The sequence below is a fragment of the Streptomyces sp. GESEQ-35 genome, assembly GCF_017948485.1.
GTDB lineage: Bacteria > Actinomycetota > Actinomycetes > Streptomycetales > Streptomycetaceae > Streptomyces.
Genome location: NZ_JAFFSX010000018.1, coordinates 99,274 through 114,645, shown reverse-complemented (window position 1 = coordinate 114,645; position 15,372 = coordinate 99,274). Strand labels below are relative to the sequence as shown.

The 15,372-nt window shown below is 70.3% G+C and carries 9 protein-coding genes; 4 read left to right on the top strand and 5 right to left on the bottom strand.

Annotated elements, in window-relative coordinates:
* Nucleotides 1–18: 18 nt before the first annotated feature.
* Entirely contained in the window at nucleotides 19–1,434 is a 1,416-nt protein-coding gene (locus tag KCH87_RS30055; RefSeq protein ID WP_247197031.1) for an MFS transporter, read from the bottom strand.
* Between the two features lie 116 nt (nucleotides 1,435–1,550).
* Between KCH87_RS30055 and KCH87_RS30050 the strand changes: the two genes are divergently transcribed.
* Entirely contained in the window at nucleotides 1,551–2,435 is an 885-nt protein-coding gene (locus tag KCH87_RS30050; RefSeq protein WP_210589443.1) for a helix-turn-helix transcriptional regulator, read from the top strand.
* A gap of 51 nt (nucleotides 2,436–2,486) precedes the next feature.
* Here KCH87_RS30050 and KCH87_RS30045 read toward each other — a convergent pair whose 3' ends face one another.
* A complete protein-coding gene (locus KCH87_RS30045) occupies nucleotides 2,487–3,938 on the bottom strand; it encodes an MFS transporter (protein ID WP_210589442.1) in 1,452 nt (483 codons plus the stop codon).
* Between the two features lie 64 nt (nucleotides 3,939–4,002).
* Here KCH87_RS30045 and dusB point away from each other — a divergent pair, with 64 nt between their 5' ends.
* A complete protein-coding gene (gene dusB, locus KCH87_RS30040; RefSeq protein ID WP_210589441.1) occupies nucleotides 4,003–5,157 on the top strand; it encodes a tRNA dihydrouridine synthase DusB in 1,155 nt (384 codons plus the stop codon).
* Nucleotides 5,158–5,397: 240 nt separating this feature from the next.
* Here the strand turns inward: dusB and KCH87_RS30035 are convergent, their stop codons facing one another.
* The 3 genes from KCH87_RS30035 to KCH87_RS30025 all read right to left on the bottom strand — a co-directional run bounded on the left by KCH87_RS30035 (nucleotide 5,398) and on the right by KCH87_RS30025 (nucleotide 10,827).
* Nucleotides 5,398–7,251, bottom strand: coding sequence for a CDP-alcohol phosphatidyltransferase (locus KCH87_RS30035; RefSeq protein WP_210589440.1), 1,854 nt, complete (start codon nucleotides 7,249–7,251; stop codon nucleotides 5,398–5,400).
* A 211-nt stretch (nucleotides 7,252–7,462) separates the two neighbouring features.
* Complete coding sequence (locus tag KCH87_RS30030; RefSeq protein WP_210589439.1) at nucleotides 7,463–9,400, bottom strand: glycogen debranching N-terminal domain-containing protein; 1,938 nt, start codon at nucleotides 9,398–9,400, stop codon at nucleotides 7,463–7,465.
* Entirely contained in the window at nucleotides 9,397–10,827 is a 1,431-nt protein-coding gene (locus KCH87_RS30025; RefSeq protein ID WP_210589438.1) for a trehalase family glycosidase, read from the bottom strand. The genes KCH87_RS30030 and KCH87_RS30025 overlap by 4 nt, the downstream gene beginning before the upstream one ends.
* 119 nt (nucleotides 10,828–10,946) lie before the next feature.
* Between KCH87_RS30025 and KCH87_RS30020 the strand changes: the two genes are divergently transcribed.
* Nucleotides 10,947–12,143: an ROK family protein gene (locus tag KCH87_RS30020; protein ID WP_210589437.1), complete on the top strand. Its 1,197-nt coding sequence runs from the start codon at nucleotides 10,947–10,949 to the stop codon at nucleotides 12,141–12,143.
* Nucleotides 12,144–12,520: 377 nt separating this feature from the next.
* Complete coding sequence (gene ppdK / locus KCH87_RS30015) at nucleotides 12,521–15,289, top strand: pyruvate, phosphate dikinase (RefSeq protein ID WP_247197051.1); 2,769 nt, start codon at nucleotides 12,521–12,523, stop codon at nucleotides 15,287–15,289.
* Nucleotides 15,290–15,372: the final 83 nt, after the last annotated feature.

The following is a 15,372-nucleotide window of genomic DNA, read 5'->3' as shown; positions in this document are numbered from 1 at the left end:
GTCCAAGCTGTGGCCGAATCAACCGATCGTGCGCGGAAGGCGCAGGCTGAGCAGACCCGTCAGCGCCACTCCCGCCAGCTGCACCAACAGCGTCGTGACCAGCGCGTCTCGCATGCCGAGGCCCGGGACGAGGGAGAGGAAGAGGGTGCCGAGGGTGGCTACGCCCAGGGCCAGTGCCGACTGCTGGGTGGTGATCATCACGCCGCTGCCGACGCCCGCGCGGGCGGCCGGTACCTCGGAGAGGACGACGCGGAAGATGATCGGGAGTTGGAGTGCCTGGCCGGCTCCGGCGATCGCGGCGCCGGGGAGCAGTTCGACGATGCCGAGGTCGGGCCAGGAACGCCACGCGGCCAGCGCCATCAACGCCACGCCGAGCGCCTGGAGGCCGGCGCCCGCCGTCACCACGCGCGTGCCGTAGCGGGTGACCAGCCGTGGCCCGGCGAGCGAGGCGAAGAAGAACACCACCGCCATGGGGGCGAGCGCGAGTCCCGCCTCGACCGGGCTCCGGCCCGCGCCCCGCTGCAACGCCACCGCGATCACGAACATGAATCCGCTGAACCCGATGGAGAAGGGCACGAGCATCACCAGCCCGCGCCGCAGCGACGTGAGCGCGAGCAGGCTCGGGGGTACCAGTGGCGTACGGCCGCGGCGGTCCGCCCTGCGCTCCACCACGTAGAAGGCGCCCGCCAGCAGCGGGAAGGCGGCCAGCGACAGCCACGTCCACAGGGGCCAGCCCGCCGCCCGGCCCTCGGTCAGCGGGGCCAGCAGCGCGAGCAGGGAGGCGGCGAGCAGGACCGTGCCGGGGGCGTCCACCGGCTCCGGGCGCTGCGAGCGGGTCTCCGGGACGGCACGGGCGGCGAGGAACAGGCCGAGCAGCACCACCGGCACGTTCACCAGGAACACCGCGCGCCAGCTCGTGCCCGCGATGTCCGCGGCGACCAGGACGCCGCCGAGTATCTGGCCCGCCACCATGGACAGGCCCGCCGTCGCGCCGTAGAGGCCCATGGCCTTCGCCCGGCGCGGGCCCGAGGTGGCCGCCTGGATCGTGGCCAGCACCTGCGGCAGCATCGCCGCGGACGCCGCGCCCTGTGCGACCCGGGCCGCGACCAGCGTCCAGGCGGTGGGCGCGAGCCCGCACGCCAGCGAGGTCAGCCCGAAGGCCGCCATGCCGCCCAGGAAGAGGCGGCGCCGGCCGAAGAGATCGCCGAGCCGGCCGCCGAGGACGAGCAGGACGGCGTACGCGAGTCCGTACCCGGAGACGACGAGCTCCAGGACGGATTCGCTCGCCGCGAGGTCCTGTCCGATGGTCGGCAGGGCCACGTTGACGATGAAGAAGTCGATGAGCGGAAGTGCCGCACCGAGCAGCACCGTGAAGAGTCCGAGACCGCCGAGTACGGGTGGCGCGGCGGGGGAGCGGACCGTGTTCGTTGACATCGTGGTTTCGGTCACGAAGATGAGCTTGCGCGCGCGCCCAGACTGGTACCAGAGTGTTCTTGTCCTGGTAGTAGCAGTACCCGGCAACAGGGTCCGCGAGGCGGCAGGCTGGAGGTATGACGACCATGGTCCAGGAGACGGCGGTACGGCAGCCCCAGGCGACCCGCGAAGCGGAGATCCGCCGGCACGAACTCGCCGCCTTCCTCCGCCACCGCCGTGAGCACATCGCCCCCGAGCAGGTCGGCCTCCCCCGCGGCCGCCGACGCCGCACCCCGGGTCTGCGCCGCGAGGAGGTCGCCCAGCTCTCCGCCGTCGGCGTCACCTGGTACACGTGGCTCGAACAGGCCCGTGACATCCAGGTCTCCGTCCAGGTCCTGGACGCCCTGGCCCGCACCCTGCTCCTCGACCCGAGCGAGCGCGGCCACCTCTTCCGGCTCGCCGGCGCCGTCGACCCGACCCCGGCCACCAGCTGCTCGTCGGTCACCCCCGCACTCCGTGCCGTGATGGAGCAACTGGAACCGATCCCGGCCTGCCTCCAGAACAGCCGCTACGACATCCTCGCCTACAACCGCACCTACGGCCTGCTCCTCTGCGACCTGGACGCGGTTCCGCCCGAGGACCGCAACTGCATGGTCCTCTGCTACACGAACGAGGACTGGCGCTCGTCGATCGTCCATCTGGAGGAGACCCAGCGCCTCATGGCCGCCCGCTTCCGCGGCTCCATGGCCGGCCATCTCGCCGAGCCCGCCTGGAAGATGCTGCTCAAGCGCCTGCGCACGGAATCCCAGGACTTCCAGACGGCCTGGGACCGCCACGAGATCATCGCCCCCCGCGGCAAACGCAAGGAGTTCGACAACGCCTACGTGGGCCGAGTCTCCGTGGACCACACGGACATGTGGCTGAGCCCGGGGGAGGGACCAAGGATGGTGACGTACACCCCGGCGGACGAGCAGTCGAGGCAAAGACTGGAGAAGCTGCACGCCATAGCGCGGGCGAGGTGACGCCCGTAAGGGGCGCGGGGAACTGCGCGACCAGCCACAGACGGCCCGCAGTCACACACGATCAGAAGCCCCTACGGTCTGAGGCACCTCAATAGACGACAGCTTCTCAGCCGTACGTTCAGCAGTCCCCCGGGCCCAACGCCCACTGCTCACGGCCCCCACCACCAGCACAGCCAGCCCACACCCGGTAAGAATCCACCACCCCGGCACGGCAGCCGACACAAACGCAGCCTCATAGGACGACGCCCCCACGCCAGTGGCCAGCACAGCCCCCACCACCGCGACACCAAGCGTCTGCCCCAACTGACGACTGGTGGAAGCAACGGCAGCCGCAACGCCCGCCTGCGACCGCGGCATCCCGGACACCGCCGTATTGGTGATCGGCGCGTTCACGAACCCGAACCCGATACCGAACAGCACATACCCGGCAAACAGCGTGCCGTCAGAAGTCTCCGCTTCGAACACGGCGAACAGCAGCGCGCTGGCCGTCATCGCCACCCCCGCGATCACCAACGGCAACCGCGGCCCCCGGTTCGCGACCAACCGCCCCGCCAGCGGAGCGCACAGCAGCGTCGGCGCAGCCATCGGCAACATCCACAGCCCCGCGTGCAGCGCATCCAGCCCCCGCACGTTCTGTAGGTAGAGCGTCGAGAGGAACAGGAACCCGCCCAGCGAAGCAAACGCGCTGATCGCGATCACGGTCGCCCCGCTGAACGGCGCCGACCGGAAGAACCGCAGATCGATGAGGGGTTCGGCGCGACGGGGCTCGTACCAGAGGATTCCGATCAGCGCCGCGCCCGCGACCACCGCGAACGGGAGCACGGCAGCGAACCCGGAGGTCGGCGCCTCGATGATCCCGTACGTGGCGCAGCCGAACAGCGCGATCACCAGGAGCTGGCCGACCGGGTCGGGACGGCGGGCCTTGGGGGCGCGGGACTCGGGGACGTATCGGAGGGTCAGCAGGAGCGCGGCCAGTCCGACCGGCAGATTGACCCAGAAGATCGACCGCCAGCCGATCGACTCCACGAGCAGCCCGCCGGCGACCGGGCCCGCGGCCATCGAAATGCCGATGACTCCGCCCCACACCCCGATCGCGCGGGCGCGTTCGCGCGGGTCGGTGAAGGTGTTGGTGATGATCGACATGGCGACCGGGTTGAGCATCGAACCGCCGACCGCCTGGACCATGCGGAACGCGACCAGCGCCTCGAGATTCGGCGCGATCGAGCACAGCGCCGAGCCGACGGTGAAGATGACGAGGCCTGTCATGAAGACGCGCCTGCGGCCGATCCGGTCGGCGGTGGAGCCCGCGAGCATCAGCAGCGAGGCCAGTACCAGTGTGTAGGCGTCGATCGTCCACTGGAGGCCCGCCGTGCTCGCGTGCAGTTCCCGCTGCATCGAGGGCAGGGCCACGTTCAGGATGGTGTTGTCGAGGCTCACGATCAGCAGGCTCATACAGCAGATCGCGAGCACCAGCATGCGGCGGCGGGGGCTCAGCTCGGGCATTCATGAATAGTACGCCTAACTAATGAGTTTGGCCGCACCCCGTTCGGTACGTGAGAATGGGGGGATGCCCACGCCCACGGCCACGATGAACTCGACCCTCCAGATCGGCCCGCACCCCGTCCAGCCGCCCGTCGTGCTGGCACCGATGGCCGGGATCACCAACGCGCCCTTCCGCACGCTGTGCCGGGAGTTCAGCGGCGGCAAGGGCCTGTTCGTGAGCGAGATGATCACGACCCGGGCGCTGGTCGAGCGCAACGAGAAGACCATGCAGCTGATCCACTTCGACGCGACGGAGAAGCCGCGCTCGATCCAGCTGTACGGCGTCGACCCGGCGACCGTCGGCAAGGCCGTCCGCATGATCGCGGAGGAGGGCCTCGCCGACCACATCGACCTGAACTTCGGCTGCCCGGTCCCGAAGGTGACGCGGAAGGGCGGCGGTTCGGCGTTGCCGTACAAGCGCCACCTGCTCCGCGCGATCCTCCGCGAGGCGGTGAGCGGCGCCGGTGACCTCCCGGTCACGATGAAGATGCGCAAGGGCATCGACGACGACCACATCACCTACCTCGACGCCGGACGCATCGCCGTCGAGGAGGGCGTGACGGCCATCGCCCTGCACGGCCGCACCGCCGCGCAGCACTATGGCGGTACGGCCGACTGGGACGCGATCGCCCGCCTGAAGGAGCACGTCCCGGAGATCCCGGTGCTCGGCAACGGAGACATCTGGTCGGCCGAGGACGCGGTCCGGATGGTGCGGGAGACGGGCTGCGACGGGGTTGTGGTCGGGCGGGGGTGCCTGGGGCGGCCGTGGCTGTTCGCGGACCTGGTGGCGGTCTTCGAAGGACGCACGGACGCCATCGCGCGGCCGGCCCTCCGCGAGGTCGCGGACGTCATGGTCCGCCACGCCACCCTCCTCGGCGAGTGGATCGGCGACGAAGCGCGCGGGGTCATCGACTTCCGCAAGCACGTCGCCTGGTACCTGAAGGGCTTCGCGGTCGGCTCCGAGATGCGGGGGCGCCTGGCGATCACGTCCTCGCTGGACGAACTCCGGGGCGGGCTGGACGAGCTGGACCTCGACCAGCCCTGGCCGGCCGGCGCCGACGGGCCCCGCGGCCGTACGTCCGGAAACAACCGGGTGGTCCTCCCGGACGGCTGGCTGAAGGACCCGTACGACTGCGCGGGCATCGGCGAGGACGCCGAACTGGACACGTCCGGGGGCTGAGGTGTGGATGCCGGGCTGGACACGTCCGGGGGCTGAGGTGTGGATGCCTGCGGCGCATCTGCGGGTTTTGGTGGGGCTTGTGTAGCGCCTACGGATTCGTCGTGGGGCGGGGCCGGGGCGGGGGGTGTCCGTCCTCGGTCCGGCGGCTCGGTCACTGATCAAGGTGCCGGTGATGGACGCCGGCCGCTGCGGGCGGACACCCCCCGCCCCGTCCCCTTCTCGCCGTGGGCGGCTGCCGGATCAGCCCTTCGACGGGCTCGGCGTCGAGCCGTAGGCCAGCAGGAAGCGGTCGCGGAAGGCGTCCATCTTCCAGACGGGGGCGTTGTGGGCGGGCTTGAGGCCTTCGGTCCAGTTCCAGGACGAGATCTTGTCGAGGACCTTCGGGTCCTTGGCGACGATCGACACCGGGACGTCCCGGCTGGCGTTGTCGCCGCTGACCCGGGCGATCGGCTGGTGGTCGCCGAGGAAGACCATGACGGTGTCGTCGGTGCCGTAGCGCTCGAGCCACTGGGTGAGCGACGTGACCGAGTACTCGATGGACTTGCCGTACTCCTCACGTGACTTGGTGCTGTCGGCCATGACGGACGACGGGTTCTGGCCTGCTTTCTGGATGCCGTCGAAGATCGAGCCGTTGCCCAGTTCGTCCCAGCCGACCATCTTCGGGATTGGGGCCCATGGTTGGTGGCTTGAGGTCAGGATCACCTCCGACATCAGCGGCTTGTCGCGCTTCTTGCCGTGCACCTGGCGCTGGAAGGCCTCCAGGGCGTACTGGTCCGGCATCGTCGACCAGCTGAACTTCGGTCCCTGGTAGCCGAGTTGGAAGGCGTTGTAGACCTTGTCCAGGCCGTAGAACTGCTGCTCCGGCCAGCCCTTCTGGATGCCGGGCATGATGCCGACCGTGTCCCACGCGCCGGTCTTCTGGAACGCCTTGGTCAGGGAGAGGCGGTCGCTGGACATGACGGTGCGGAAGCGCTGCTGGTTGTCGATCCACAGGCCGGACAGGAACGAGGAGTGGCCGAGCCAGCTGCTGCCGCCGTAGGTCGCCGACGTCAGCCAGCCGCTCTTCGCATGGAAGCCGGCCTTCGTCAGCGCCTCGGTGCTCGTGTCGAGCGTCCTGTCCACGCCGGGCGCCATGATTGGGTCCTCGATCGCGCTGCGGCCGTAGCTCTCGATGAACGTGAAGATGACGTCCTTGCCCCGCAGGTCCGGGACCAGCTGATTGCCCGGCGTACCGCCGAACTTGTCCGCCTTGGCCTCCTTCGCGAACGCCGCCTCGTCCCGCAGCGTGTCCTGCACTCGCCGCACCTGCATCCTCAGCGTGTCCACGGTGCGGTCGGAGGCGACCGGCATGCCCGAGATCTGGATGCCGACCGCCGCGCACAGGATCCAGACGGTGCCCGCGATCAGCGTGCCGCGCGACGCGACCGGGGCGTTCCGGGCGAGGAGGTTGGCCAGCCTGACCGTCGCCAGGGCCATCAGGACGAGCAGTCCTACGACGAGGAGTACGACTGTGACGGCGGCGACCGTCGCGACGGTACCGCCCATTGAGTCCGCCATGTACGACTGCGCGTCGTCCAGCAACTCCCAGTCCAGCACCAGGTTGAAACCCCGGCCGAGGTACTCCCGGAACCCCATGTCGAGGAAGTTCAGGACGGTCAGCGCGCCGAGGGCCACACCGGACACCGCGGCGAGTGCTGTGCGGGGGCGGCGCTCCAGGCTGAGCAGGATGACCGCCCCGATGATCGCCTCCGCCGGCAGGCGTATGAACCTGTTCGGGCGGAGCGCGGGCCAGGCGTTCGGGAGGAGGAGGGCGGCGAGGACGAGGATCGCGGCGAGGGCGGTCGTGGTCCAGCTGAGGTTGCGGGTGGCGGTGGGGTGACGCGTGCGCCAGGTGCGGAGGTTTGCGAGGCGCGTGCGGAGGGTTTGTGGCTCGGTGGCCTCGGCTTCGCCTTCGGCCTTTTCGCTCCCACCCGCACCACCCGTGCCGCTCTCGTCGTCGGGTGCGGGTGGCCCCTCAGGGGGCTTCTCGCCGTCGGCGGGCGCGGGCTCGTCGGTCGTACCTGGTAGTTGACGTAGGCGCGTGAAGACAGGCACCCGAAGGTCCTTCCGTGCGAGGCCCGAGACTTACTGAGCGGCGGACGGTGGCCCGCTGTCATCCCGTACGGCAGGGCCCCACCCCATGTTCAGCCAATTCGGCCAGCACTCGGCAAACTCCGGGCAAACCCCACGCCCCAAAGGGGCGCGGGGAACTGCGCGATCAGCCACAGTGCACCCGCAGACAGACACGGCGCCCTCAGCGGAGCGATTAGGCGCCGCCAACCGCCGTCAGCAGCGCGAGTGGCGCCGCCGCCGACCGAGATTCCCGCACGCACGCATGCGGATACGGCACCGGCTCCGCGTGGGTGTCCCGGCCGTACCCCGCCAGTACCTCCGGCAGCCGATGCCCCGTCGCCGAAGCCGCGTCGACCAGGGCGTGGGCGACGGTACGGGCCTCGTCGTGCAGGCCGTAGCGGGCCAGACCGAGGGTGATCAGCGCGTTGTCATGCGGCCACACCGACCCCCGGTGATACGACAGCGGATGGTACGCAGCCTGGCCGGAGGCAACCGTACGGACGCCCCAGCCCGAGAAGAAGTCCGGTTCCAGCAGGCGCCGGCCGACCAGCTCGCCGTACTCCTTGTCGAGCAGCCCCGACCACAGCAGATGCCCGGCGTCGGACGCCAGCGCGTCGACATGCCGGCCCTCGCCGTCCAGGGCGAGCGCCGGGAAGCACCGGTCCCGCATCCAGAAGTCACGCTGGAAACGGTCCCGCAGATCGCCCGCCGCCTGCTCCAGCAGCGCCGCGTACACCTCGTCGTCCCACACCGTGCGGGCCAGCAACGCGGTGCGGCGCAGGGCGTCGTACGCATAGCCCTGAGCCCCGGCCGCCATCACCGAGCCGGTCGCCCGCGTGCCGTCGGCCGAGCAGATGGCGCCGGGCGAGTCCTTCCAGTTCTGGTTGGCGAGGCCGCCCTGGTCCGCGCGGTAGACCAGGTAGCCGCGCGAGGTGAGCCCGCCGTGGTCGAGCATCCAGCCGATCGCCGCGCGGGCGTGGGGCTCCAGGCGGCGGGCCAACTCCGCGTCCCCGGTCTGATCGACGTACGCGCCGAGGAGGACCAGGAACAGCGGGGTCGCATCCACCGACCCGTAGTAACGCCCGTACGGCACCTGCCCGAAGTGCGCCAGCTCGCCGTGCCGCACCTCGTGCACGATCTTGCCGGGCTGGGCGACCGAGCCCGCGCCGGTCTCCGTGGCCTGGGCCGCGGCGAGTGCGGGGAGGGTGGCGGCGGCCAGCTGGGGGCGGTAGGGGAGGGCGAACAGTGAGGTGAGCAGGGCGTCCCGGCCCAGCAGCGTCAGGAACCAGGGCGCTCCGGCCGCCGGGACGCGCAGTTCCTCGCCGTCCGGGCCCGTCGCCGGGACCTGGAGCGCGGCCAGGTCGGCGAGGCCCCGCGCGCAGGCCGCGGCCAGCTCCGGCCAGCCGGTCGGGAAGGCCACGCCCTCCACGAACTCGCCCTCCAGGGAGAGGAGTTGGTCGTTCAGTGCGGCGGGGGAGCGGGGGACTCGGCGGGCCCGTTTGTCGCCGTGCGGGCGGGCCATGACCCGCAGGGCCAGCTCCGCCGTGCCGTGCGGATCCAGGTCCAGGGTCCATACGAGGCGTCGTGCGCCGGTGCCGGTCTCCTCGACACCGTCCGGGACGGGCTCGGCCGTCACCGTCGTCAGCGAGCGCCATTCGCCGCGCTGGTAGGTGAACTCCACGCCGTCGTCCAGGACTTGGCGGGCACGGGTGGCGCCGATCTTGGCGTAGGTACGGTGGTCGGAGCGCAGCTCGAACTGGTCGGTGAAGTCGGCGTCCGCGGTGACCGCGAGGCGGACCGTGGTCGGCACCGGACGGTTGCTGGTCACCCGGATTAACTCGACGAACGCGCCGTCGGTGACGGCCTGTTCGCGGAAGATCGTGTACGCGGGCGGTTCCTGGCGGCCGCCGCGCGGGACCAGGACACAGCGCGCGGTGTCCCCGTCGGCGACGGGGCTCAAGGCCTCGGGTACGGCTCCGTCGACCGTCAGCTGCCAGCGGCTGAGGTGCCGGGCGTCACGCACGAACAACCCGTCCGGGGAACTGCCGCCCCGTACGCCGCTGATGTCGCCGCCGTCGCCCACGGCGGCGAACGTCCCGCCGTGCACGAGCAGATGATGCCGGTCCGTCATGCCCGGTCCCCTCCCTTGATCGCCGCGATGGCCGTGACCGAGGTGTCGCCGGCCGAGGTGTCCGTGTGCGCGGTGTCGCTGTGCAGCAGGTCGAGCGCGAGCGCGGCGGTCCAGCTGAAGCCGGTGGCTCCGCAGGCCTCGCCGGTGTACGGGTCCACGTACTCGGCGAAATCGGTGGCGTCGGCGGTGTCCAGCACCGCCGTCCGCAGCGCGTCGGCCCGCGCCCGCTCGCCGTGCACTCGCAGCCCGCGCTCCACCAGCCAGCTCGTGTTGAACCAGGCGGGGCCGCGCCAGTAGCGGTGCGGATCGAAGGCCTCGCCGAGGAGGTCGTACGACGGGACGAGGCGGGTGCCGTCCCCGAAGTGCGGTCCGCGGAGGGTGCGCACGAGAGCCGTGGCGATCTCGCGGGGGAGGGTCGGCAGGAGCAGCGGGACGAGACCGGAGACGCTGCGTTCATGGATCAGGCCGGTGCCGCGCACATCCCGGCAGAAGAACATCCCCTCCGCCGGATCCCACAGCCGCTCCACCAGCGCCGCCGTCAGCCGCTCCGCGCGCGCGTGCCGTGCCGTCCCCGTCGCCCCCAGCTCGTGCGCGATCCGGGCCAGCGCATGCTCCGAGGCGATGAGCAGCGCGTTGAAGGCCGGGTCCTCGACGGCGAACTGACCCCCACCGTCCTGGTAGCCCCCGTCCCGGTAGTCCGTCGCCAGTCGCACATACCGTCCGTAGTCCAGATCCGTCGGCCGGTCCTCCGCCGCCCCGTGGTCGAGGTCGGCGCGCCGGAAGGAGCGGGCCGGGGCGGGTGTGATGCGGGACAGCGGGGCGTCCCAGGTGGGGCTGTTGTCCATGCCCTGTTCCCAGGGGTGTACGACGGACGCGAGAGAGCCTCCGCCCAGGTCCCGCCGGTGCAGCAGATAGCGGTGCCAGGCGGCCAGCCGGGGATACAGCCGGGCGAGGAAGCCGCGCGCCCGGGACAGACCGGGGTCGGCGCGGTGCACCAGCCAGGCCGCCAGCGCGTGTACCGGTGGCTGCACGATGCCGGACGTCTGTACGGTGCGCGGGGCGCCCGCAGCGTGCCCGGCGGTCGAGGAGCGCCAGAAGTCGGGGCTCGGGAAGTAGGCGTCGAGGGGCACGGAAGGGCTGAAGACGATGTGCGGGATCCGTCCGTCGCCCCACTGGGCGTCGAGCAGCGTCTCCAGCTCCGTCTGCGCCCGTAACGGCGAGAGGTGCCGCAGTCCGATCGCGATGAACGCGGAGTCCCAGGACCACTGGTGCGGGTACAGACTGCGCGAGGGCACGGTGTTCGTGCCGGTCCAGTTGTCCTCCAGCACGCGTACGGCTCTGAGGTGCAGCGAAGGTTTCGTGGGGAGCGGATCGTATACGAGCTCACGCTCTGTGCGGCGTGCTGTGAGTTGGGCAGTGCGATCCACGCGGGGCTCCCCGAAGACGTCCGGCTGACCAGTTCGGCAGTGGCTACCGTAGAGTTACGTCTATTTAACACGCAAAACTCAATATGTAATGCAGGCTTGAGAAACACAAGGGGGTGCGCATGGCCGGTCGGACCCAGGCGAGCGCCGGAGACCTGCTCGAACTGGTGCGAAGCGGCCGAGCGACGACCCGCGGTGCCCTCCAACAAGTGACGGGCCTCTCACGCGCGACCGTCGGCCAGCGTCTCGACCGCCTCTTCCGCGCGGGCTGGCTGCGCGAGGGCGCCGGCGGCCCGGTCGACTCCCCGCTCGGCGGCCGCCCCTCGATCACGCTCGAATTCGACGACGAGCACGCGGTCGTCCTCTCCGCCGACCTCGACACCCGGCACGCCCGCGCCGCCGTCCTCTCCCTCACCGGCGAGATCCTCGCCGAGCACTCCGGCACGCTGGTCATCGAGGACGGCCCCGACGCCGTGCTCGGCGAACTCGGCCGCTGGTTCGCCGAACTCCTGGAGAAGGCCGGGCATCAGGCGGGCGAGGCCTGCGGGATCGGACTCGCGGTGCCGGGCCCCGTCGACCGCGACACCGGCCGCGTCGTCCAGCCGCCGATCATGCCCGGCTGGGACGGCTACGACATAAGAAGCCGCCTCGCCAGAGCCTTCACCGAGCACACGGGCGCCGCCGCGGTGCCGGTACTCGTCGACAACGACGCGAACCTCATGGCGTACGGCGAACAGCGCACCGGATACCCGGACTGCTCGGCCTTCGTGCTGGTCAAGGTGTCGACCGGTATCGGCGCCGGCGTCGTGGTCGACGGCTCGGTGTACCGGGGCATCGACGGCGGCGCGGGCGACCTCGGGCACATCAGGGTGGGCGCGGAAGCGCTGTGCCGGTGTGGTTCCTACGGCTGTCTGGCCGCCGTCGCCAGCGGTGGTGCCGTGGCCCGGCGGCTGGCCGAGGCCGGGGTGCCGGCGGCGTCCGGCTCGGATGTGCGGGACCTGCTGGCGTCCGGGCATCCGGAGGCGGCGGCGCTCGCGCGGGATGCCGGGCGGACGGTCGGGGACGTGCTGGCGACGGTCGTGACGCTGCTGAACCCCGGGGTTCTGATGATCGCCGGAGATTTGGCCGGAACTCCCTTCCTCACGGGCGTACGGGAGCTGCTGTACCAGCGGGCGCTGCCCCGCTCCACCGCTCACCTCGACGTCGTGACCTCGCGACTCGGCGAGCGGGCCGGGCTGGTGGGGGCCGGGGCGCTGGTCGTCGAGTACCTCTACGCGCCCGAGCGGGTGGAGGAGCGCTTGCTGGCGCTCGGGATGTAAGCAGCGCGTTTCGGTCCGGATACCGGTCCGCAGGTCGTCCGTATGCCGTCCGCATGGTGAAATCCCGCCGCCTGTGGCAGCGTGATTCTCGCCACCCTTGATAAGGGCTGCGCTCAGATGAGCGGATCTTGGGCGACTGCACTTCTCCAAGGGGTGGCACTGAGTGCCACCCCTTGATCGTTCATCGATCGAAATCAAACGTATCGAGAGATGCTCATAAGAGCGACATCCGTGGCTCGTGAGGGTGGGTTCGTTCAAGAAGTGAACACATCGCCTGGCTATTCCTTGCCAAGCTTTGACTTTTGATCCTGTGGCGGACGGCTGGTTACAGGCTCATGACGCACAAGTGGACGTACCCAGGCGCCTTCGATCTGGGTATGTTCCTCGCCGTCAGGGCAGCCACCGCGTCCTCTGAGGAGTTGGGACCCGTGTCGGAAAACGCGTCGGAGAACAAGAAGTTCGTTTACGACTTCACCGAGGGCAACAAGGACCTCAAGGACCTCCTCGGCGGAAAGGGTGCGAACCTCGCCGAGATGACCAACCTGGGTCTTCCCGTCCCTCCGGGCTTCACGATCACCACCGAGGCCTGCAAGGTCTACCTCGACAGCGGCGAGGAGCCGGTGGCACTGCGTGACGAGGTGAGCGCGCACCTCGACACCCTCGAAGCAACGATGGGCAAGAAGCTCGGACAGGCCGATAACCCCCTCCTCGTATCGGTACGTTCCGGGGCGAAGTTCTCGATGCCCGGCATGATGGACACCGTCCTCAACATCGGGCTCTCCGACAAGTCCGTACAGGGCCTGGCCAAGCAGGCCGGCGACGAGCGGTTCGCCTGGGACTCCTACCGCCGCCTCATCCAGATGTTCGGCAAGACCGTCCTCGGCGTCGACGGCGAACTCTTCGAGGACGCCCTGGAGAAGGCCAAGGAGGCCAAGAAGGTCACGGTCGACACCGAACTGGAGGCCGCCGACCTCAAGAAGCTGGTCACCCGCTTCAAGAAGATCGTCAAGACCGAGGCCGGCCGGGACTTCCCGCAGGACCCGCGCGAGCAGATGGACCTCGCCATCCACGCGGTCTTCGACTCCTGGAACACCGACCGCGCCAAGCTCTACCGCCGCCAGGAGCGCATCCCGGGCGACCTGGGCACCGCCGTCAACGTCTGCTCGATGGTGTTCGGCAACCTCGGCCCGGACTCCGGCACCGGTGTCGCCTTCACCCGCGACCCCGCCTCCGGCCACCAGGGCGTCTACGGCGACTACCTCCAGAACGCGCAGGGCGAGGACGTGGTCGCGGGCATCCGCAACACGGTCCCCCTCGCCGAGCTGGAGCAGATCGACAAGAAGTCGTACGACCAGCTGATGCAGATCATGGGGACCCTGGAGAACCACTACAAGGATCTCTGCGACATCGAGTTCACCATCGAGCGCGGCCAGCTGTGGATGCTCCAGACACGCGTCGGCAAGCGCACGGCGGGCGCGGCCTTCCGTATCGCCACACAACTCGTCGACCAGGGCCTCATCGACGAGGCCGAGGCGCTCCAGCGGGTGACGGGCGCCCAGCTCGCCCAGCTGATGTTCCCGCGCTTCGACGACGAAGCGAAGGTGGAGAAGGTCGGCCGGGGCATCGCGGCCTCGCCGGGTGCGGCGGTCGGCAAGGCGGTCTTCGACTCGTACACGGCCGTGAAGTGGTCGCGTTCGGGCGAGAAGGTGATCCTGGTCCGCCGGGAGACGAACCCCGACGACCTGGACGGCATGATCGCGGCCGAGGGCATCCTGACGAGCCGCGGCGGCAAGACGTCACACGCGGCGGTGGTGGCGCGCGGCATGGGCAAGACCTGTGTCTGCGGTGCCGAGGAGCTCGAGGTCGACACCAAGCGGCGCCGGATGACGGTGCCGGGCGGGCATGTGGTGGAGGAAGGCGACCTGATCTCGATCGACGGGTCGAGCGGCAAGGTCTACCTCGGCGAGGTGCCCGTCGTCCCCTCTCCCGTCGTCGAGTACTTCGAGGGCCGGATGCACGCGGGCGCTCAGGACGCCGACGAACTGGTCGAGGCCGTGCACCGGATCATGGCGTTCGCCGACCGCAAGCGGCGCCTGCGGGTGCGCGCCAACGCGGACAACGCCGAGGACGCGCTGCGCGCCCGTCGCTTCGGCGCCCAGGGCATCGGTCTGTGCCGTACGGAGCACATGTTCCTCGGCGACCGCCGTGAGCTGGTGGAGCGCCTGATCCTGGCCGACACGGAGGCCGAGCGCGAGGAGTCGCTGAAGGAGCTGCTCCCGCTCCAGAAGCAGGACTTCGTGGAGCTGTTCTCGGCGATGGACGGCCTGCCGGTGACCGTGAGGCTGCTGGACCCCCCGCTGCACGAGTTCCTCCCCGACATCACCGAGCTGTCGGTCCGCGTAGCCCTGGCGGAGGCCCGCAAGGACCCGCACGAGAACGACCTGCGCCTGCTCCAGGCCGTGCACCGGCTGCACGAGCAGAACCCGATGCTGGGCCTCAGGGGCGTGCGGCTGGGCCTGGTCATCCCGGGCCTGTTCACCATGCAGGTACGGGCGATCGCCGAGGCCGCGGCCGAGCGCAAGGCGGCGAAGGGCGACCCGCGCCCCGAGGTCATGATCCCGCTCGTCGGCACGGTCCAGGAACTGGAGATCGTCCGCGAGGAGGCCGACCAGGTCATCGCGGAGGTGCAGGCGGCCACCGGCACCGACCTGAAACTGTCGATCGGCACGATGATCGAGCTGCCGCGTGCCGCGCTGACCGCCGGTCAGATCGCCGAGGCCGCCGAGTTCTTCTCCTTCGGCACGAACGACCTCACCCAAACGGTGTGGGGCTTCAGCCGGGACGACGTCGAGGCTTCGTTCTTCACGGCGTACCTGGAGAAGGGCATCTTCGGAGTGTCGCCCTTCGAGACGATCGACCGGGACGGCGTCGGCTCGCTGGTGAAGCTGGCCGCCGAGGCGGGCCGTGCGACCCGCCCCGACCTGAAGCTCGGCGTCTGCGGTGAGCACGGCGGTGACCCGGAGTCCGTCCACTTCTTCCACGAGGTGGGCCTGGACTACGTCTCCTGCTCGCCGTTCCGCATCCCGGTGGCGCGCCTGGAGGCCGGCCGGGCAGCGTCCCAGTCCCAGGGCAGCGACCACCGCTAGCCATCAGTCCCCGGAGCCGTCGTCCGTCCCCGACCCTCACCGATGGACGACGGCTCCGGCGCACCACGAGAGGGCGGCACCCC

What these genes read in the sequence shown, in the direction of transcription:
- KCH87_RS30055 (WP_247197031.1), bottom strand. Translation starts at nt 1,434, where the DNA reads ATGTCAACGAACACGGTCCGCTCCCCCGCCGCGCCACCCGTACTCGGC.
- KCH87_RS30050 (WP_210589443.1), top strand. Translation starts at nt 1,551, where the DNA reads ATGACGACCATGGTCCAGGAGACGGCGGTACGGCAGCCCCAGGCGACC.
- KCH87_RS30045 (WP_210589442.1), bottom strand. Translation starts at nt 3,938, where the DNA reads ATGCCCGAGCTGAGCCCCCGCCGCCGCATGCTGGTGCTCGCGATCTGC.
- dusB (WP_210589441.1), top strand. Translation starts at nt 4,003, where the DNA reads ATGCCCACGCCCACGGCCACGATGAACTCGACCCTCCAGATCGGCCCG.
- KCH87_RS30030 (WP_210589439.1), bottom strand. Translation starts at nt 9,400, where the DNA reads ATGACGGACCGGCATCATCTGCTCGTGCACGGCGGGACGTTCGCCGCC.
- KCH87_RS30020 (WP_210589437.1), top strand. Translation starts at nt 10,947, where the DNA reads ATGGCCGGTCGGACCCAGGCGAGCGCCGGAGACCTGCTCGAACTGGTG.
- ppdK (WP_247197051.1), top strand. Translation starts at nt 12,521, where the DNA reads ATGTTCCTCGCCGTCAGGGCAGCCACCGCGTCCTCTGAGGAGTTGGGA.